The sequence below is a fragment of the Francisella sp. 19S2-4 genome, from assembly GCF_036281795.1.
Classification (GTDB): Bacteria; Pseudomonadota; Gammaproteobacteria; order Francisellales; family Francisellaceae; genus Francisella.
This window is the reverse complement of sequence record NZ_JAWUZH010000039.1, coordinates 1-21,672: the sequence shown is the minus strand read 5'-3', so window position 1 is coordinate 21,672 and position 21,672 is coordinate 1. Positions and strand designations below refer to the sequence as shown.

The following is a 21,672-nucleotide window of genomic DNA, read 5'->3' as shown; positions in this document are numbered from 1 at the left end:
GGCTAAGTTTTTACTAAAAATAGCAAAAATATTCCTATTCATAGAAATTGAAAGATTTATTCAACAGTCTTTTAAAGTATCAGTCTTATAGTTTAGCGATACATTTGTTGCTCTACCTGTTCCTAAAAAGCCTGCGATACTTCCCGTTGATGTACCTCCTCCACCTAGGTTAGCTACAGAAAGAGTACTTCTACCAGCTGTAACAAAGAAAGGTGACATACTCATATTACCAAATATCGCAAAAGCATCTCCAATAAAAAATTGTCCCGTCTCACTTGTGCTAACATCATAAGCTGCTGTTACAAACTCTCCAACATTTGACACGAAAAAGAGTCTAGCTGATGTTAAATAAATATTTTCTCCTGTCGATGGGAATGGTGTTGTCGGATTATTACTAAAATCTACCCTATTTATAGTATCTCCAAACCATGTCTGAGCATCCATGCCAAGAAATGCTCCTAAAAATACAGAATAACTATCAAACTTTTGTTTTTGTGAAAGCAGTGTTAATGCAAATAATTTAGATGATATCTGCCCAATAGGAATGCTATTGTTACCAGAGTATGATCCCATATAGGTCGTCTCACCTCTTGTTGTAATAGCTGGAGCACCTCCAACATCTATTCCTCGACGATCTCCACCAGTATCAAATAAACCTCTTGAATCAGTTTCACTATCTAAGTTTATTATAGAAGAATCTGGACTTACATTTGATAATATATCAGAGCTATCTTTTTCCTCTAAATATTTATTTATATAAGTATCCTTATGAAGAGCTGAATCATCTGTTGAAAATGCTGATGTATTTGCTCTTGTAGTTCTTTTACTTGTTGCTGAAGTTGTAATACAGGATCAAGAGAGTTATCTTTAGAGTTACTAGTAGTAGCATATAAATTAATTGAAATTAATAAAACTATAAATATTAAACTTATTATTATTTTTTTCATCTTCTAAATTTATATGAATTTGGTTATTTTCAAGTTGAAAGTTATCGTAGAATTATCAACTCTCATATCCATCTAACTATAATAAATTACCTCGCAGCAGAGCTGCGGGGAATTAGATCCTCTTTAGATTAAATATATAAATTGAAATATAACTCTAAAGACAAATGCTATAAAACCAAAACAGATTTACATAGTTAAATACAGCTAAATTAAAACAATAGAATAACACAAATAAAAATAAGATATACTATCAATTTTTAACAATAATATTTAAAAATTAACGAACCAGAGAATTGATTTGAAAAAACTCAATCTTAGTTTATATTTATAAATTATTTTTGATCGTTATATTATATTAAATATATAAATAATGAAGAAAATCTCTAGTGATCTCTTTGAACTTCTATATATATACTGACATATCAAGAGTAATAGTATTCATATACTGGCCGTTATATAATTTTTGATATGCATATTCTGGACCGAATAAGACATTGTTATCAAAATATGCTCTGTTGGCGTTAACAATAAACTGCTCTTTTACCCCTGAAGTAGTTGGTCCAGCATTTATAGGAGATGTTGCTAATATAGTCATTGGTACATCTGCTGCATTATATGACTGACCATATGAAAGACCGAAACTGGTATTTCTACCACCTAATACTAACGAGTAGTTAGCCGCGCCATACCAAGCTCCTGTAAGCACATTATCACCAGTACCATTAAAATCTGCTGCGTTTGTAGTAGTTGACCAGCCTGCTCCTAAGTTTAGGAATCCTCCTAATAGTCCATAAGTTACGTTGGCATCGACGTTAAACGCCCCTATTGTTGTTGCTGATGAAAGACCTTCATTTGTTAAGAAATCACTTAATGAACTATTACCTGCACCTGCCATATTATAAACGTAACCAACATTAAATGCTCCAATTAGATTTTCTGTCCAGCTATCTACATAGAATAAGCCTGCTGAGAAATCCGCTGTCTGATCATCAGTACCAAATACTGAAATGTTAGCGTTCCATACTTGATCCTTATAGTTTACAGAAACGTTAGTTACTTTATCTGGAGCCAAGAAAGATGTAATACCTGAAGTCCAAGGACCACCACCACCATATGTACCAACAGATAGTTTACTTCTACCTGCTGTCACAAAGAAAGGCGATGTATCTAAGTTACCAAATATTACAAAAGCATTACCTAATCCAAAAGTCCCTGACTCACTTGTATCAAAGTCAAACTGCGCTGTCACATAGTGGCCAAGGTTTGATAAGAAAAATAACTTAGCATTTGTTAAATAAATATTCTCACCCGTTGCTGATAACGTACTAGCACCATTGTTATAGCTAGCAACATTGCTAGTACCCCACCAAGCTTGAGCATCTGCTTCAATAAAACCACCAAAGAAAATCATATAATCATCAAATTTCTCTCTTTGTCCCAATAACGTTGAGGCAAAAAGGTTTGATGAAATCTGTCCGATAGGGATACTGTTGTTACCTGAGTACGAACCTAGGAAAGTAACCTGACCTTGAGTTGTAATTGCTGGAGCACCACCAACGTCAATACCACCAGTTGAGTTAAATACTCCCCCCAAAGATTTATTACCCAAATCAATAATTGAATTACTTGAGTTAACATTCTCCATAATATCTGAAGCAGTTTGTCCTCCAACCAATGTTTGACTTAGATCACCACCTGTTATTTCTTGAGGAGTATTTGGCTCATTATTATATACTTTTGTACTATACGTCGCAAATTGTGAGCTACCTCCGGACATATTATTAATTTGGCCTTTTTGTGCTTTTATTTGCTGTAATTGTCCCTGTAATTGCTGCACCTGCTCTTGTAACTTAAGCAAAAGCTCTTTTTCATTAATATTCTGAGAGCTAGAATTTTGACTAGGTGATTGTGATGTTGTTGAGCTTGCATCTTTAGAATCATTAGCTGTTGAAGTATTAGAAGTATTATTAATATTTTGGTCTCCAATACTAACAGCTCCTAACGGTCCCCCTTGAGAAACTACATCAGGAGAGCTTTCTGAGTAACCAAAATCAGCACATATAAGTATATAACTAATTAAAATAAAGCTTTTCTTCAACTTTTGTACCACAATCGCGTTTCCTCAAAATATAAGTAATAAAATAAACTCTACGAGTTTTCTGCTATAAACTATAGTTTAACCAAAATTTTGTTTGATATAATATATCATCATTTAGCTATTTATATTTAAGAAAATAGTTTACTAAGCATGCTCATACAACAGCCATACTTAAAGCGATTCTCTTAAATACATAGTAAAAACAACAAATCATTCACAAACAAGGTCTTCATTGAATATAGCAACCAGAGAAGACATTTCTTTTTATATTTTATAACTTAGATGTTTTATATGTCAACATGAATTTATTTAGATTATCTTATAAAAGATATATTTTTATAGATTCATATTTTTTTAATTTTTGATTTAGATTGTATGCAGTATATTTTAAAAAAACAGAAGAAATCTAACCATTAGTAAAACAAATAACTTTTACCAACATCAAGATAAAGCCCTTAAAGAAAATATAAATACTTTATATGTATACCGACATATCAAGAGTAATCGTATTCATATGTTGTCCATTATATAATTTTTGATACGAATATTCTGGTCCAAATAAGACGTTATTATCAAAATAAGCTCTGTTTCCACTTATAATAAGCTGATCTTTTATCCCTGAAACAGATTTACCACCATTTATAGGGTCTGCGGACATGCTCATTGGAATATCAGCAGCATTATATGATTGACCATATGAAACACCGAAACTGGTATTTCTACCACCTAGCACTAATGAATAGTTAGCTGCTCCATACCATGCCCCAGCTAGAGAATTTCCATTACCAGCACCATTAAACTCTTCTGAGTTTGTTGTTGTTGCCCAACCAGCACCAATGTTTAAGAAACCTCCCCACAAACCATACGTCAAGTTACCATCAACGTTAAATGCGCCTATTGATGTTGATGTTGAAAGACCTTGATTTGTTATAAAACCGCCTAATGAACCATTACCTGCACCAACCATATTATAAACATAACCAACGTTAAATGCGCCAATTAGATTTTCTGTCCAACTATCTGCATAAAATACTGCAGTAGAGAAATCTGCTGTCTGATCACCTGCTCCGAAGACAGAAACGTTAGCGTTCCACACCTGACTCTTATAGTTTACAGAAACATTTGTAACTTGGCTTGGTGCTAACCAATCAGTCATACCAGAGGTCAATGGACCACCACCACCAAATGAGCCAACAGACAACTTACTTCTACCAGCTGTTACAAAGAAAGGAGATGTGTCTAAGTTACCAAATATTACAAAGGCGTTACCCAAACCAAAATTACCTGATTCATCCGTATCAAAGTCAAATTGAGCTGTTACATAATGACCAATATTTGATAAGAAAAATAGTTTAGCAGCTGTCAAGTAAATATTCTGACCATTTCCTGATAAATAAGTCTTAGCATTCGAATTATATGCAGTATTATTGCTACCCCACCAAGCTTGAGCATCTGCTTCAATAAGGCCTCCAAAGAAAATCATATAATCATTAAATTTTTCTCTTTGTCCTAATAATGTTGAGGCAAAAAGACTCGAGCCAATCTGTCCAATAGGAATACTGTTGTTACCAGAGAATGAACCCAAGAAGGTAATTTGACCTTGAGTTGTAATTGCTGGAGCACCACCAACGTCAATCCCACCACTTTGGTTAAACACGCCGCCTAGAGCTTTATCACTCAAATCAACTATTGAACTACTTCCATTGACATTTTCCATAATATCTGAAGTACTTGCCCCACCAATCAAAGTTTGGCTTATATCCATTCCTTGAGAAGAATTAGGCTTATTGCCATATACTTTCTTACCATATGTAACAAACTGAGAATCTCCTCCAGACATATTATTAACACTACTACTTTGTGCTTTTATTTGCTTTAACTGTCCTTGTAACTGCTGAACCTGTTGCTGTAACTTTAATAAAAGCTCTTTTTCATTAATATTCTGAGAACTAGAGTTTTGACTAGCTGATTGTGACCCTGTTGCACTGCTTGATGTACTAGCTGCTGAGGTGCTATTAATATTTTGCTGTCCAATACTGACTGCTCCTAACGGCCCTCCTTGAGAAACTACACTAGGAGAGCTCTCTGAATATCCAAAACCAGAACAAACTAATATGCTACCCATTAGAATACAGCTCTTTTTAAATTTCCCTATCACGATCACGCTTCCTCAAAATTAAAAAAAAATTAAACAAATATTAATGTTTTATGATTCTAGCATGAGAAAATTTGCATTTTCAATAGATTTTACAGTAGATAAATAATATAAATTTTAGACTGTTAATATTTTATATAATTTATTAAAAGTTAAAAAAGAATTAAATAAGCATTTAAATAAAATAATATTTTTAAAGATATTTTTTCAATGAGTTATATACAAAATAGATATTTAATCTGATGATTTTTTATAGAATATTTTGAGAAAAATTAAACTTACTTGATATTAAATTGGCATGTACGGTGCATATGTAGGTGTCCATGAAGATAGATTTATTAATCTATCAATTTCATCATCAAGCTCATTTGGTGTTAGATCTTCTAAATCAATATCAACACCATGAACATTCTCGAGTATGGCTTGCTTAGCTACGGCTCTCGTTATTTCTTTAGACACCCCAACCAAATCCGAAATATTTGCTAATAATGGTTGTGTTATATCTTCATGAATCACCATTGGAGATAAATCACTCAGCTTGTAACAAGCTGCTCTAATCATACCATTAGTTAAAGTTTTCGCATGAACAGCAACAGATCCTAAACCTAATCCAGGGAAAATAAATGCATTATTCCCTTGCGATATTCTATATTCTCTACCATTATACTCAACATCTGCAAAAGGACTTCCTGCCGCTATTAATGCTTTTCCTTCTGTCCACTTGATAATATCTTCAGGCAAAGCTTCGCAAAGAGCTGTTGGATTTGATAATGGCATTATAATAGGATAGTTATTGCATTCAGCCATTGTTTTAATTATTTCTTCTGTAAATGATCCTGGCTGGCCTGATGTTCCGATTAAAATATCTGGCTTCGAGTTTTTAACAGTTTCTGCTAATGTTATATGCTCGAAATCTTCAACATCCCAACTATCTATTTCAGCACTTGTTTTAACAAAAAGTTTCTGTTCTGGAGTGATTCTTTTCGCTCTTAGCTTATCACAGATCAAGCCATATCTATCAACCAGATAAATACTCTTTCTAGCTTTCTCAATACTAATACCTGCTCTATCGGCTATCACATCTGCAAGTTGTCTTGCAATACCACAACCTGCGCTACCTGCTCCAAAGATTACTATCTTAAGATCACAGATTCCACCAATTGCTTGTTCTTCTGTCAATTCTCCTGAGTTAACTCTTATAGTCATTGCTGTCTTAATTGCCGCAATACAGTTCGCTGCAGCTACAATTCCTGTACCTTCAATATCATCGTTAAATGTACATAATCTTTCTTTATATTTCTCTAGGATACGAGTAGCATTATCTCGACCTAGATCTTCCCAATGTAAAAATACGTTAGGAAATCTTGCTTTAACCTGTGTGACAAACTCTTCAATAAATTCATCATACGTCTCACCTGAAACTCTTGGTAAACGAACACCTAGATAACCAGGAGCTGCAAGTAGATCATCATTATTTGTACCCATATCAAGCTGAACAGGTAAAACTCTAGCTGGATCTATACCACTAGCTGCAACATAAACCATAATTTTACCAATACTGATATTCATACCACCAATACCCTGATCGCCTATACCAAGAACTGCTTCACCATCTGTCACAAGAACTAAGTCAATACTATTATATTCATATCTTTCTAAAATTCTTGAGATATATCTCTTATGGTTAATAGATATAAAAAGACCACTTTGTTTTCTAAATGAACTACTATATTTCTGTACAGCCTCACCCACTGTTGGAGTATATATAATAGGCATTATCTCTTCTAAGTTCTCACGAACAAAGTGATAAAATAAAGTTGTATTTAGATCATGTAGTCTATTTAAGAAAACATACTTTTCTAATGAGTTTGGTTTTAGATCAAGTTGCTTTCTAACTCTTGCAGCTTGTTCTTCTAAGCTTTCAACCTTCTCTGGAAGATAACCAAGAATATCAAATGCCAATCTTTCTTCTTGACTAAAAGCAACATCCTTGTTTAAAACCCTATTATTGAGTAGTTGCCTACCTGTGAGATTAGTTTCAATTGCAAAAACTTTACCACTTTTATTTCGTAATTTTCTTATTCTCTTTACACGTCTTTCCATGGCCCAACCGCTTAAAAATATTCCACAAAAATATAATACAAAACTTCTAACTAATAAGTATCTAACAGTAGTTGCTTTTTTTCAACAAAAAATGAATACTATTAAGTTATTATATCCTTTAAAAAAATAGCTTAAAATCTTCTTTTTATAATGAAAATTATCACAAACTTTAAAAAAATCAAAAACTCAGAACCTACTGCCGTAGCTATTGGATCATTTGATGGTGTTCACTTAGGCCATCAAGCAATTATAAAAAAACTGGCTTCTATTGCTGAGAAAAACCAACTAAAGCCTTATGTTTTATTTTTTGAACCATTACCAAAAGAATTTTTTCTTAAAGAAAATTCTCCTACTAGAATCTATGACTTTAGAAACAAAGCTATAAATTTACATCAACTAGGTTTAGAAAATATAATCTGTCAAAAATTTAACTCTAACTTTGCAAATATCGAAGCAGAGACCTTCATCACGGATTACTTAATAAAGAAATTAAATATAAAACATATTATTGTTGGTGATGATTTTAAATTTGGTAGAAAACGCAAAGGTGACTACGATCTTTTAAAAAAATTCTCAATAAAATATGATTTTAAAGTTGATAAAGTTTCTACTTTAAACCTAGATAACCATCGTATTAGTAGCAGTCAAATACGTCAAGCTATTGCTGAGCATGATCTAGAGCAAGTCAATAAACTTTTAGGAAGATCTTTAAAAATTAATTCAAGGGTTATACATGGGCAAAAAAATGGTAGAAAAATTGGTTTTCATACAGCAAACCAAAGATTACCAAAGAACTCTGCTCTTAAAGGCGTATTTCTTACAAAAGTCTATTTCGATGATAGTAATGAATATTTCTATGGCATTTCTAATGCTGGAACTAGGCCTACTGTAGACGGAAAAAATAATCTTCTAGAAACACATATATTTAATTTTGATAGAGATATCTATGGCAAGCACATTACTACAGAAATCATAGATTTTATTAGAGAGGAAAAAAAGTTTAAATCTTTTGAAGAGTTAAAATCGCAAATCTCCCAAGACATTAAAACAGCAAAAAGTTTAATAAGTACATTGTAGGCTATTAACATAACTATCTTTGTACATTATAATTTGTGCTTAAGTAATTTTTTAAAATTCTCAACATTAACTATTTTAAATACCTAAGGAATACAGATGAGTGACTATAAAGACACATTAAACCTTCCAAAAACATCTTTCTCAATGAAAGGTAATTTAGCCAATAAAGAGCCAATGATTCTTAATAAGTGGGAAAAACAAGGTATTTATCAAAAAATTAGAGAACACTTTGCTGGGCGTAACAAATTTGTTCTACATGATGGTCCTCCATATGCAAACGGAAGTATTCATGTTGGTCACGCAGTAAATAAAATTCTAAAAGATATAATTGTAAAATCTAAAACGTTAAGCGGCTATGATGCTCCATACATCCCAACATGGGATTGTCATGGTTTACCAATAGAACTACAAGTTGAGAAAAAACATGGCAAGGCTGGTCAGAAAATCTCTGAAGACTCCTTTAGAAAAGAGTGTCGCAAATATGCAAAACAACAAGTTGAAATACAAAAGAAAGATTTTAAACGACTTGGTGTTTTAGGTGAATGGGAGCAGCCATATTTAACTATGGATTTCAGCTATGAAGCCAATATGATTAGAACTCTAGCTAAAATAGTAGAAAATGGTCATTTAAGCAAAGGTTTTAAACCTGTTCACTGGTGTACTGAATGTGGTTCAGCACTAGCTGAGGCTGAAGTTGAATATGCAGATAAAGTATCTCCTGCTATTGATGTTAAATTTAAAATAAAAGATCAATCTAAATTAGCCGAAGCATTTGGGCTAGGCTCTTTAAACCATGATGCATTTGCTATCATTTGGACAACTACCCCTTGGACTTTGCCTGCAAACCAAGCTATAGCTGTTCGTAATGATCTAAATTACAGTCTAATAAAAGTAGATGATTTTTATATAATCCTTGCTGAAAATTTAGTAGAACAGACATTAAAAAGATACGCTATAGAGAATGCTAATGTAGTAGCCTCTACTAGTGGTGAAAATTTGATAGGAATCATAGCAGAACATCCTTTTTATAATCGTCATGTACCAATCTTACATGGAGATCATGTAACAGATGACTCTGGTACAGGTATGGTTCATACAGCTCCTACACATGGTGTTGAAGATTTTACTTTAGGTAAAGAGCACAACTTATCTATGGAGATTTTTGTTAAAGGAAACGGTTGCTATAGTGAAAATACTAAATTATTTGCAGGCGAATTTATCTTTAAAGCTAATGATAGAGTTGTTGAACTTTTAGGCGAAAAGAAACGCCTAATGAATTTTGATAAAATCAAGCATAGCTACCCTCATTGCTGGCGCCACAAAACACCACTTATGTTTAGAGCTACTCCACAATGGTTTATAAGCATGGAGAAAGAAGGCCTACGTGATAAAGCTTTAGAAGCTATCAAAGAAACTAACTGGGCGCCTAGCTGGGGCCAAGCTCGTATAGAAGGAATGGTTAAAGATAGACCAGACTGGTGTATATCACGTCAAAGAACATGGGGTGTACCTCTACCTTTATTTATTCATAAGGAAACAGAGGAGCTACATCCAAATACTCTTGAAATACTTCATAAAGTAGCTGAGAAGATAGAAAAAGGTGGTATTGAAGCATGGTTTAATGCTGATGATAGCGAGTTCATATCAGAAACAGATAAATATAAATCTGTAAAAGATACTCTAGATGTATGGTTTGATTCTGGCTCATCTAGCATGTGTATTCTAGATATTGACAAGCGCTTAAGCTACCCTGCTGACTTATATCTAGAGGGTTCTGACCAACATCGTGGCTGGTTCCAAACATCTCTATTAGTTGGCATATCAGCTAAAGGCAGCCAACCATATAAAGAAGTATTTACCCACGGCTTTGTTGTTGATGAACATGGCCGTAAGATGTCTAAATCTTTAGGAAATGTAACATCTCCACAAGATATTTATAATACACTTGGCGCTGATATTTTACGTCTATGGACAGCATCAACTGACTATAAGAGTGAAATGGCCGTTTCTGATCAGATTCTAAAGAGAACTGCTGATACTTATCGCAGATTACGTAATACAGCTAGATTTTTATTATCCAACTTAAGTGGTTTTAATCCTGAAACAGATATTATTGAATTTGATAAATTAGTTAAGCTAGATCAATGGGCTATAGCTAAAACTAAAGAGTTCCAAGATAAAATCATAGACGCTTACGAAAAGTATCAGACTCATACAGTAGCTCAATTGATACATCACTTCTGCTCTGTTGAAATGGGAAGCTTCTATCTAGATATTATTAAGGATAGACAGTACACTGCTAAAACTGATGGACACCCTCGTAAATCTGCACAAACAGCAATATATCATATTGTTCATGCATTAGTTAGATGGATGGCTCCAATACTATCATATACAGCTGATGAAATATGGGAGGCTGTCCCAAAAACAACCGAGCTACCAATACAACTATGTGAATGGTATACAGAATTAAAATCATTTGACTCAAATGATGAGCTAGATCTAAACTTCTGGACACAAATTCAAGAAATACGTTCTGAAGTAAATAGAGTACTAGAGATCAAGAGAAACGAAGACATTATTAAAGCATCTCTAGAAGCACAAATAACTTTGTACGCAGATGAAGAAAAATACAATCTTCTTAATAAACTTCAAAATGAGCTTAGATTCTTATTAATATCTTCTAAGGCAAACTTAAGACCTATCGAAGAAAAATCTGGAAGTTCGACAGAAGCTCATATCCCAGGGTTATTTATTGATATAAATAAAATTGAAGAACCTAAATGTGAAAGATGTTGGCATCGCAGCTCAACAGTTGGTCAAAATGATCAATATCCAGACATATGTAGTCGTTGTGTTGAGAATATTACAACAGAAACTGGAGAATCTCGTGAATTCGCTTAAACCTAAATTGAAGTATTTTATTCTAGCAATTATTATTATAATTGCTGATTTATACACTAAGCACCTCGCTAATACTTCTCTAGAGTTCGCGCAACCACTTAAGATAACTAGTTTTTTTAACTTTACTCTTTTATATAATCACGGCGCTGCTTTTAGTCTTCTAAGCAATAGTCAAACATCATGGCAAATGGTAATGTTTTCAATAATTTCATTTGTCGCAGCAGTAGTTCTTATTTATTTAATTATCAAGCAACCCGCTGAAGCAAAGCTGAACTTATTTTCTTTTTCACTAATCTTAGGTGGTGCTTTAGGTAATTTCTATGATCGTGCTTTTAGAGGATATGTAATTGATTTTTTAGATTTTCATATTGGAAATTATCATTGGCCATCATTTAATATTGCTGACTCAGCCGTTACATGTGGAGTGATATTACTAATATTAGCATCCTTATTTAATAAGAAGAAATCATAAAGTCTGTTTATAATCATTATAAAACTCACGAGCTTTAAACTTATTTCCTCCATAAGAGATATTATAAACAGTTTGCTGTAAACGAGTATTTTGTTGCATTAATACTCCTATATATTTAAGATCGGGCATAGGTTTATTAACCTCTGCAATTACAGTTGCTGTCAAAGGAAGCTTCTCATTGGACATAATTGTATAACCATTATTCTTTAAAAAGCTTACAAGCTTGTCATATCTTTTATCAAAATCATTACTTCCATTAAGATTAATCACTTGGTCTGGATAATTTGCAACCAAGAAATCAACCCCTGCAACACTGTTTGTGTGCTTTGAGTATTTAACAGGTTGAACTTCACTATATCTAGTTAACTTTTTGTAATGATCAATATTATCTTGTATACCATCTTCTACATTAGTACAAGAGCTTACTAACAATAATACTACACACAAACCTAAAATCTTCTTATTCATTTTCTTTAAAAGCAATATACTAATGTTTAACAATTATAACGGCAATGCTCTTTTTTTAATATACCTATCAATCCAAACTTAATAAATAAAAGCTTTTCACTTATGATTTAAATTATTTATAATAAAGCATCAAAATCAAAGATAGTAATTTATTCAATAAATGTCAAAAGCTGCAAACACCAAACGCTGGATACAAGATCATACTTCTGATTTTTATGTTAAACAAGCAAACAAATTAGGCTATCGCAGTAGAGCAAGCTTCAAAATTCTTGAGATACAAGATAAATATAAGATTTTCAAACCAGATATGTTTGTAGTTGATCTTGGGGCTGCACCAGGAGGATGGTCTGAGCAGATAGTAAAATACATTGGGCATAATGGAAAACTTATAGCTTTAGACCTATTAGATATGGCCCCAATAGCTGGTGTTAATTTTATACAAGGTGATTTTTCAAGTGATGAAACTTATGAAAAGTTAAATCAACTAGTTAATAATCAAAAAATTGATTGTATAGTATCGGACATGGCCCCAAATCTAAGTGGAAACAAAACTTCCGACCAAGCAAGATCAATATATCTTTTAGAGCTAGCCTTAGATTTTGCAGATACAAACCTTAAAGCAAATGGAAAATTTGTGGCAAAAGTTTTTCAAGGGCAAGGTAGTGATGAATATTTAAAACTAGTTAAAGAATCTTTTAGCAAAGTAACTCAATTCAAACCCAAATCATCAAGATCAAAATCAAGAGAATTTTATATAGTAGCTGATGGCTTCAACGGATAGGTATTTCATTCAGATAGCTCTTCATAGCTAAAATGTCCTCTAAACCAAATAAACAGTCTCTTCTAAAAAAAAGTAAATATCATAATATACAAATACAGCAAAACTTATAAATAATCAGATGAAAAATACTAAACATATATTTATTTGCCTTATTGGAATTATTCTAATAGCATCTATTTTAAGAGCTCCTATTACATCAATATCACCACTACTTACAAACATTGTTGATACTGTTAATATTTCTTCCGTAATAGCAGGACTATTAGTTAGCCTTCCATTATTAATTTTTGCAACATTATCACTATTTATATTTTCTTTCGCAAAGAAACATTCTCTAGAAGTAAGCCTAATGATATCTATAGTATTAATAACTCTTGGCATATTAATACGTTCATATATTAATATATACACAATGTTTTTAGGTACTATTATTATTGGTATTGGTATAACGGTATCTAACGTTCTTATGCCAGTATTTATAAAACAAAAATTTCCAAATAATATCCCTATTATGATATCAATATATGGATTAATGATGGGGTTAGGATCTTGGCTAACTATTAGCTTAATGATACCAATTATGCATCTAGCACAAAAGCTCTCTTACTCAGGAAACTCTAGCTTAACACTAGCATTATCAAGTATTGCTATACTTAGCATAATAACTTTAATTATATGGCTACCCCAGCTCAAAAATAAAACTTTATTACCAAAAAATAATAACTTTACAAATCTTCATAGCCACATCTGGAAATCTAAGATTGCATGGCAAATAAGTATATTTCTATCATGTAGTGGTGTACTTATGTATACTCTTTCGACATGGATTCCTTCTATTCTAGAAAACCAAGGATATTCTATTCAAGGTGCTGGTTATTTAGCAGGATTATTTCAAATGTCATCGAGCCTACCCGTATTAATAATAACTCCACTTATGAGAATATTAAAAAACAAAAATATTATTACTTTACTATTTGCATTATGTAATTTTTTAGGAATCTTATTTCTTTTACTTAATATATTTACCTTTATTGCAATTGTAATATTAGGGATAGGAGTTGGTGGTGCATTTATGGTCAGCTTAATATTAATAGGCACTAGAACTAGTAATACACAACTAGCAGCTGTCCTTTCTGGAAAATCTCAGTCGATAGCCTACATATTAGCTGCTTTAGGTCCAATTGTAACAGGTCTATTCCATCAAATAACTTCAAGCTGGGAGATACCTCTTATTATCTGTATTTGCGTATCAATAGTTATGTTAATTTTCTCACTTTTTTGTTGCAAACCCAGAAAAAATAACTCTAGATAATGTTTAAAAAACATACTAACAATAACTTTTAATATATTTTTTAGGAGAGCACTTAAAAACTCTTTTAAAAAAAGTAACAAAAGTACTTGTTGATTCATAACCCAAATATTCTGACACCCAATCTACTGAATAACCCTCATATAACTTTTGTAATGCTACAACAATATGCAACTGCTTTTTCCAATCACTAAAATTCATCCCTATATTTTTTTTAATTTTCCGTGCCAAAGTTTTACTACTAACTGAGCACTCACAAGCCATATCAGATATATATTTATACTTTGTTGGTTTACTAAGCCATTCGAGAGCTACTTCTTGTAAAATCTTTTCTGAAGGTAAAGAAAAATTATAAAATGTTGGCAACATTTTTGATAGTTGATTAACCAAAACACTAGCTATTTTTTGATTTTCAAAATTCAATTGATCCAAAACTCTCTGTTGTGATAAATATAAAATCAACTCTCTTATTAAAGGAGATATGTACAATACACAAGCTTTCTTCGGCATATTAGCAAGCATCGACTTATCTACAAAAGTCATACACATTTCACCACCTTTCGTTATTAGATTACTATGATAAATATAGCTGGGAATCCATAATGCACTACCTAAAGGTACTGCCCAAATCTTAGATTCAACATTTGACTGAATAAGTCCTTTAGTTGGTAATATTAACTGTGCTTTAGAATGACTATGATATTCAGACTCTTCATTGCAGTCTTTAATTTGAGATTTTAATACAATTAAAGCATTTGGGTAACTTTCGGGATCAAAATCAGTAGTTAAGATGTCTTTTAACATAAACAAACTAAAACTATTAGGAAATATATAAAATTTTATATTATCCGCGCTCTATATAAAATATTATTTAATAAGTATATTTATTTAAAAATCTAACATTCACTACAAATATCTCTAGCACTCAATCAAGTCTCAATAATTGAGCCAATATTACTAAAGAGATTAAAGAATAAACAAAGTATAGAGAAATGTATTTAAAGTAGAAGACTTATAGGTTACTTAGTTGGTTGGTTTACTTGCTGAGCTGTAGTCTTAGCAGAAGCATCTGGCTTATCAGAACTAAACATAGATACTCTTCTATCATGACGACGGTCTAATCTATTTTTTCTTAATGGTGATATAAATTCACGTGATGTTCTAGGATTATTGTTAGCTGCTTTTGCATCATTCACATTTGCTTTTTGTTCTGCTACAGGATTATTAGTTGCTGGAGGCTGTGGTTGTTCACTACTAGCATCTGCAAAAGACACTCCTACTAACATTATTGATACTAAGCTTGTAGCTGCTATTTTTCTAAAGATATTCATACAATTCTTCCTTTTTTATATTTTAAAACTTAACGTAACCATACTATTTATAAATATGTCCGTACTTTTCTCTATCTTTTCCCAAACTGTACTAACATATCAATTCTAATAGTAATTTGATTGTACTCTTGATTATAGAAATATGCAAAAACAATTTTGAAAATATTATTTATTAATATCTAAAACTATTAATAAATAATACATGACTTGTGAAAATAAATAGAGGTAATTATTTAAAATTGAATATTAGACATTATGCTTCCACAACTCAAACATTCTATTAGCGACAACCTTATTAGCTTTTGCTGTGGGATGACAGTAGTCCCAACATAGATACTTCTCTGGATCTCCTATAATTTCTATATCATATTGAATATTGCCTAATGAATCTGCACCACCATAACTATCTATACAAGCATCTGTAACATTTTCAAAACCATATTTCATTGGACTATCTATACAGTCATTTAATAGTGTAAAGAAATCAAAAAGTTTAAGGTTTACAGCTGGAAAAAGCATCTGCAGATCAGCCACTCGATTCCTTAATAACCCGTTCTGCAAATTAATATTTAATTGTAAATAAGACTTAAAGAATTTACCTACCCAATTAGACAAATATTCTTTATACCCAGGAGCTCTTGTAACATCTGGAATATTCCAAACTATTATATTTTTTGCACCCATGCCAATAGCTTTTCTAAGTATTTTTCGTAAGTCTCTAGCGACTCTAAGTTTTGCTGTTAAATTTATATAAGGTATCTCATTATAAACGGTAAACATAAAATTATTCGCTCCACCATTTATAACAACCATGTCATCATCAGCAAATCTTCCTTCTTCATTTTCAAATCTTGCTAATTGATCAGATACCGCAAATGAATGATGCTTAAGTAAAGATGATGGATTAGGGCCGTGTGTTAGTGCGCCACCTATTGCATAATTCTTATGCTTTACTTCTTTAGAGTTTTGCTCTTTAGCAATTAATTCAGCTAAATATTCAGTAGAAACAAAACCATTGGAAAATCTTCCATCAAAATAAGGCTTACCTGGTATATCAAGAGTTTTGATAATATTACCATTATCTAAAAGACTATCACCAAAAACTACAAGTCTATTTATATTCATTTTATTTATTTAATCCTTATACTCAAAAAAATTGACCATCCAATAAGCCATTATTAAGCTATTATCTCTTATTCTTAAACTCTCTAAAGCGTGCTGAAATTCGTTTTTGATATCATCTTGATATTCTTTTATCAATGCATGATTATGAACCTTTAACATCTCTGGATGTGCTTGAATCCCTAAAATATGATTATTTATACAGAACATTTGCACCTTGCAGTAATCACTTGTACTTATAAGCTCAGCATCTTTTGGTAATTCTACAACCATATCTTGATGATAAAATAATAAACTTAAATAACTATGAAATGGCTTCATCCAAGCTTTTTTAGTTAAAATCTTGACATTCCGCACACCCACAGCAAATCCTTTGGGCCCCCTCTCAACTCTACCACCTAAAGCTTGAGCTAATATTTGATGCCCAAAACAAATTCCTATTATTTTCTTATTTTTATTATATAACTTAACTATTTCAGATTTTAGTCTAGTTATCCATGCTAGATTATCAAATGCTGTAGCTTTACTCCCTGTTATAATAAAACCATCATAAATATCGTAATCTTCCGGATACTCCTGTTCAGTTACATCAAAAATATCTAAATCAACTACAACAGATAATTTAAAAAATAAATTTGCAAACATATCTGGATAATTCCCCCCTGAAACTACTCTTCGATGCTCAGGTATATGATCTGTTTGTAAAATTGCTATTTTCATATTTTTTGTTTTTTATAACTATTTTATTAATGCTTCAAATAATATTTTTTTAAACTCTTCTGTAATTTCAAATGTATATGTATGTGCTTTACCACCTATACGTGAACCTTTTATTTTAAGTAGATTTTTATCTTTGCTTATATCTTTAATATTTATCACATCAGCTCTTGAATCATCTAGAATTTCAGCTTTACGCTTCCAATTATCTCTATATCTTGTAATTGCTGTACGATATGATCCTGAAATTTTATTTTCTAAAGCTTTTTTGACAAACTCTTGTGCTCCTTGAGGAATTTCTTCAGCAAATTTTTTTAATTCATAAAGAGTTCTTACGTCGTCAATAATTCCTTTTCTTGATAATTCTCTTATATTATCATCTGAATCAGATATCTTAAGACGCATTGAAATCCAACTATTATCTCTACCTAAGATCTTAGCAATATCAGATTTTTTCATCTGTTTATTATCTATTAAATCTTTTAAAGCATCAGCCTCCTCAAAAGGAGAAACACTTTCGCGTTGATCATTCTCCAAGAGCTGTAAAAGAACTATACTAGCATCAGACTCTTCTTGTCTAACTATACAAGGAATAGTTGTAAGACCTGCTTTTTGACTTGCTAAATATCTTCTCTCACCAGCTATTATATGATGTGAGCCATCATCTTTTTTAGTTGTGACAATAATTGGCTGAATTACACCATTTTCTTTTATGCTCTCTGCTAATGAGTCTATATTTTTAAAAGTCTTGCGCGGCTGATTTTTATCAGGTTGTACAATATTCAAAGGTAATTCAAAAAGTTGGCCTACTTTACTAGCCTGCTCATTTAATTCTTGCAGTTGCATAGCTCTAAGTATATCTTTTTTTTCTTGACCAACTGTATCATGAACTTTTTGATTAACTTTACGATTCATTAAAGATACTTTTTTAGCCATTATTCTCTCCAAAGAATTCTGCTATTTCCCTAGCAAGTTTTTTAACTTGTATATGAGCTTTACTTTGCTTTGCATATTCGCCAATATATAAACCCTCTGCTTCAGATTCGATAAACTTAACACTTTGAGAAACATACGCTTCAAAAAAGTTACCATCCTCTTCAAAGAAATCCATCAGACTTTTTGACATATTAGATTGCATTTGCACTCTATTTGCAAAAAACTTATATGGCTTATCTGCTGTCAATGCTAAGTCCTTAGCTTCAATAAGTCCTGATAGATCCATTCCACTTGGTGAGCAAGGGATAACAACCAAATCAGACAATAAAGCCGATTTTAAGGCTGCTGTTTGAAAGTTAGGAGGTGTATCAATAACAATATAGTCCAAGCCTGTTTTTAACTCAGCAACTTTCTCTCTGACACTCTTTTCATCTAGATTATAAACAAAACCATCAGAGTCATCATTCTTTGTCATCCACATATACGCATCAGGCTTATCTTTATCCATATCTATTATAGCTACTTTATAACCCAACTCTTTCAGTCCACAGGCAATATTTACAGCTGTAGTAGTTTTTCCTGAACCACCCTTTTGCTGTAGCAAAGAAATCACTTTTGCATTTTTTTGACTCATTTTTCAAAACCTTAAAATCTGTAACTTATTTTATTTATATAAAATACTTAAGGAATTATAGTCTATATTTGCCTGCTATAAAACCAACTTTTGTATATTAGCTATTGATAAGCGAGATGTTTTCTTATATTTTATAAGATCACTAACGAGTGTTTCAAATACTCTTTTTATAAAAAAATTATTTCTAAGGTTTAAAATGGCAAAAAATTTAGTAATTGTAGAGTCTCCAGCAAAAACAAAGACTATAAAAAAATATTTAGGAAAAGACTTTGATATCCTAGCATCTTTTGGACATGTGCGTGAAATACCATCAAAAGATACTTCAATAGATGTTAACGATAATTTCAAAATTAAATTCACCACTAGTGATCGAAGTAAAAAACATTTAGATGCTATCAAAAAAGCTGCTAAAAATGCAGATAGTATTTATCTAGCTACGGATCCAGATAGAGAGGGTGAAGCAATATCTTGGCATGTTAAAGAAGTCTTAAAAAACGCACATCTCCTTAAAGATAAAAATGTCTATAGAATTAGCTTTAATGAAATTACAAAATCTGCTGTTACCAATGCCATAGAAAATCCAAAAGAGCTTTCTATGGATTTAGTAAATGCCCAAAAAGCACGTCAAGCTTTAGATTTTCTAGTAGGCTTTAACTTATCTCCGTTATTATGGCGTAAAATTACAAGTGGTTTATCTGCAGGAAGAGTTCAAAGTCCAGCACTAAGAATGATTGTTGAACGTGAGATTGAGCGTGAAAGCTTTGTAAAAAAAGATTACTGGAGCTTAACAGCAGATACGTTTAAAAAGAAAAAAATTCTTGCTAGTCTGATTGAGTTTGACAATACAAGGATTGAACAATTTAGCTTTACAAAAGAAGATGATGCAGATAGTGCAAAATCTACTATTTTAAAGGATGCTAATGGATTTTTAATTGTCGATGGAATTACTGAGAAAAAAACTCGAAGAAACCCTTATCCTCCATTTATAACATCAACATTGCAACAAGAAGCTTCTAAAAAGCTAGGCTTTACTGCAAAAAGAACAATGTCTACCGCTCAAAAACTATATGAAGGTATAGATCTTGGAAATGGTGAATCTGTTGGTCTTATTTCATATATGAGAACTGATTCAACAAATCTCTCTAATGACGCTCTAAATGATATTAGAAGCTTTATTGAGTCAAAATATGACAAAGACATGCTTCCGGCAAATCCTAGAGTTTTTGGTAAAAAATCACAAAATGCTCAAGAAGCACACGAAGCTATTAGAATAACAGCTGCCGAAAGAACACCTGAGTCAATCAAACAACATCTAACAGCTGATGAATATAAATTATACAGCTTGATATATAGCAGAACTATTGCTTGTCAAATGAAGCATGCTACATTAAATAGCACTTCTGTTGACTTGATTACAGAAAACAATAAACACAAGTTTAGAGTTACTGGAACTGTTATTGTTGATGCAGGATTCTTAAAAATCTACAATGTTGAAAAAGATGAAGATGATAAAGACTCAGATGATGAAATAACTTTACCTAAATTTGAAAAAGGTGAAAAAATAAAACTTAATGATGTAATTGTCAAAGCACATTCAACAGAGCCTCCTCCTCGTTATACAGAAGCGTCTTTAGTAAAAGCATTAGAAAAATATGGAATTGGACGTCCCTCAACCTATGCAACTATTATCTCAACACTACAACAAAGAGAATATGTTGAAATTGAAAAACGTCGCTTTATACCAATAGATAAAGGTCGAATTGTAAATAAATTCTTAACAGAATACTTTAGAAAATATGTCGAGTATTCTTATACAGCAGGATTGGAAAAAGAGCTTGATGAGATTGCAAATCACAAGAATGATTATCTAAATGTTTTAAATAGTTTTTGGCATCCCTTTATTGAAAGAATAAATAAAATTTCGGAGGATGTTTCACGTAAAGATGTAGTTACAGAAGAGCTTGATGAAGATTGTCCTGAGTGTGGCAGTAAACTATCTTCTCGCCTAGGTAAGAATGGTAGATTTATTGGTTGCACAAACTACCCAACTTGTAAATATACTCGCCGTGTCGATAATGATGGCAAAGAAATTGAAAAAGAAGAGCCTACTGTTGTTGAAGGTAGAAAATGCCCAGAATGTGAATCAGATTTACATATCAAACAAGGACGCTATGGTAAATTTATAGGCTGTTCTAACTATCCAAAATGTAAACATATGGAACCACTAGAAAAACCTAAAGACACTGGAGTAATTTGCCCTAAATGCAATAAAAACCATATTGTTGAGAAGAAGTCTCGTAAAGGTAAAGTTTTTTATGCCTGTTCAGGATTCCCTAAATGTAAAAATGCTTACTGGTACCCACCAATAAAAGAGCCTTGTCCAAAATGTAACTCCCCTATACTTTTACATAAGACAACTAAAAAAGATGGCGAACAAAAAGCATGTCCTAATACAGAATGTGATTATGCTGTGCCTTTTGAAGATAATAGATAATAACTCTTTGCTAACTAGTTTTATATAAAACTTTTGAATATTATTTTTAGGGCTGTCCTAGATAAATTTACTTTAAACTCTCTCTAACCCAGTGTCTAATTAGCTTTAGCTGTTCCTTAGAATC

The 21,672-nt window shown here is 32.0% G+C and carries 18 protein-coding genes; 6 read left to right on the top strand and 12 right to left on the bottom strand.

Annotated elements, in window-relative coordinates; all coding sequences use genetic code 11:
* Nucleotides 1-60 precede the first annotated feature (60 nt).
* The 5 genes from R8535_RS08500 to R8535_RS08480 form a co-directional block, all read right to left on the bottom strand.
* Nucleotides 61-756: a DUF3573 domain-containing protein gene (locus R8535_RS08500; protein WP_329498341.1), complete on the bottom strand. Its 696-nt coding sequence runs from the start codon at nucleotides 754-756 to the stop codon at nucleotides 61-63.
* Nucleotides 753-947 carry a hypothetical protein gene (locus tag R8535_RS08495; RefSeq protein WP_329498339.1) on the bottom strand — a complete coding sequence of 65 codons (195 nt, stop codon included), beginning with the start codon at nucleotides 945-947 and terminating at the stop codon, nucleotides 753-755. The genes R8535_RS08500 and R8535_RS08495 overlap by 4 nt, the downstream gene beginning before the upstream one ends.
* Before the next feature lie 403 nt (nucleotides 948-1,350).
* Entirely contained in the window at nucleotides 1,351-3,057 is a 1,707-nt protein-coding gene (locus R8535_RS08490) for a DUF3573 domain-containing protein (protein ID WP_329498338.1), read from the bottom strand.
* A 463-nt stretch (nucleotides 3,058-3,520) separates the two neighbouring features.
* Nucleotides 3,521-5,203: a DUF3573 domain-containing protein gene (locus R8535_RS08485; protein WP_329498336.1), complete on the bottom strand. Its 1,683-nt coding sequence runs from the start codon at nucleotides 5,201-5,203 to the stop codon at nucleotides 3,521-3,523.
* Nucleotides 5,204-5,488: 285 nt separating this feature from the next.
* On the bottom strand, nucleotides 5,489-7,303 hold the full coding sequence (locus R8535_RS08480; protein WP_329498334.1) for an NAD-dependent malic enzyme: 1,815 nt from the start codon (nucleotides 7,301-7,303) through the stop codon (nucleotides 5,489-5,491).
* 150 nt (nucleotides 7,304-7,453) lie between these two features.
* Here R8535_RS08480 and ribF point away from each other — a divergent pair, with 150 nt between their 5' ends.
* From ribF to lspA, 3 genes are all read left to right on the top strand, one after another.
* Nucleotides 7,454-8,380, top strand: a complete 927-nt coding sequence (ribF, locus tag R8535_RS08475; RefSeq protein ID WP_329498333.1) for a bifunctional riboflavin kinase/FAD synthetase — start codon at nucleotides 7,454-7,456, stop codon at nucleotides 8,378-8,380.
* 96 nt (nucleotides 8,381-8,476) lie between these two features.
* A complete protein-coding gene (gene ileS, locus R8535_RS08470) occupies nucleotides 8,477-11,284 on the top strand; it encodes an isoleucine--tRNA ligase (RefSeq protein WP_329498331.1) in 2,808 nt (935 codons plus the stop codon).
* A complete protein-coding gene (gene lspA, locus R8535_RS08465) occupies nucleotides 11,271-11,756 on the top strand; it encodes a signal peptidase II (protein ID WP_329498329.1) in 486 nt (161 codons plus the stop codon). Before ileS ends, lspA begins: the two co-directional genes overlap by 14 nt.
* On the opposite strand, the gene R8535_RS08460 is transcribed toward lspA, so the two are convergent.
* Nucleotides 11,751-12,224 (bottom strand): hypothetical protein, encoded by a 474-nt coding sequence (locus R8535_RS08460; RefSeq protein WP_329498327.1) that lies wholly within the window; start codon nucleotides 12,222-12,224, stop codon nucleotides 11,751-11,753. The two genes, lspA and R8535_RS08460, sit on opposite strands and share 6 nt — an antisense overlap.
* A 160-nt stretch (nucleotides 12,225-12,384) precedes the next feature.
* Between R8535_RS08460 and R8535_RS08455 the strand changes: the two genes are divergently transcribed.
* A complete protein-coding gene (locus R8535_RS08455; protein WP_329498325.1) occupies nucleotides 12,385-13,005 on the top strand; it encodes an RlmE family RNA methyltransferase in 621 nt (206 codons plus the stop codon).
* Between the two features lie 118 nt (nucleotides 13,006-13,123).
* Nucleotides 13,124-14,317, top strand: a complete 1,194-nt coding sequence (locus tag R8535_RS08450; RefSeq protein ID WP_329498323.1) for an MFS transporter — start codon at nucleotides 13,124-13,126, stop codon at nucleotides 14,315-14,317.
* Nucleotides 14,318-14,332: 15 nt separating this feature from the next.
* On the opposite strand, the gene R8535_RS08445 is transcribed toward R8535_RS08450, so the two are convergent.
* From R8535_RS08445 to R8535_RS08420, 6 genes are all read right to left on the bottom strand, one after another.
* Entirely contained in the window at nucleotides 14,333-15,118 is a 786-nt protein-coding gene (locus tag R8535_RS08445) for an AraC family transcriptional regulator (protein WP_329498321.1), read from the bottom strand.
* A 215-nt stretch (nucleotides 15,119-15,333) separates the two neighbouring features.
* Nucleotides 15,334-15,645 (bottom strand): hypothetical protein, encoded by a 312-nt coding sequence (locus R8535_RS08440; protein WP_329498319.1) that lies wholly within the window; start codon nucleotides 15,643-15,645, stop codon nucleotides 15,334-15,336.
* Between the two features lie 246 nt (nucleotides 15,646-15,891).
* On the bottom strand, nucleotides 15,892-16,770 hold the full coding sequence (locus R8535_RS08435) for an SGNH/GDSL hydrolase family protein (RefSeq protein ID WP_329498317.1): 879 nt from the start codon (nucleotides 16,768-16,770) through the stop codon (nucleotides 15,892-15,894).
* Nucleotides 16,771-16,779: 9 nt separating this feature from the next.
* Entirely contained in the window at nucleotides 16,780-17,487 is a 708-nt protein-coding gene (locus R8535_RS08430; protein ID WP_329498316.1) for a glutamine amidotransferase-related protein, read from the bottom strand.
* An 18-nt stretch (nucleotides 17,488-17,505) separates the two neighbouring features.
* Complete coding sequence (locus R8535_RS08425) at nucleotides 17,506-18,420, bottom strand: ParB/RepB/Spo0J family partition protein (protein WP_329498315.1); 915 nt, start codon at nucleotides 18,418-18,420, stop codon at nucleotides 17,506-17,508.
* Nucleotides 18,413-19,054, bottom strand: a complete 642-nt coding sequence (locus R8535_RS08420; protein WP_329498313.1) for a ParA family protein — start codon at nucleotides 19,052-19,054, stop codon at nucleotides 18,413-18,415. Before R8535_RS08420 ends, R8535_RS08425 begins: the two co-directional genes overlap by 8 nt.
* Before the next feature lie 196 nt (nucleotides 19,055-19,250).
* Between R8535_RS08420 and topA the strand changes: the two genes are divergently transcribed.
* Nucleotides 19,251-21,548 (top strand): type I DNA topoisomerase, encoded by a 2,298-nt coding sequence (gene topA / locus R8535_RS08415; protein WP_329498311.1) that lies wholly within the window; start codon nucleotides 19,251-19,253, stop codon nucleotides 21,546-21,548.
* The last annotated feature ends 124 nt before the right edge of the window (nucleotides 21,549-21,672 follow it).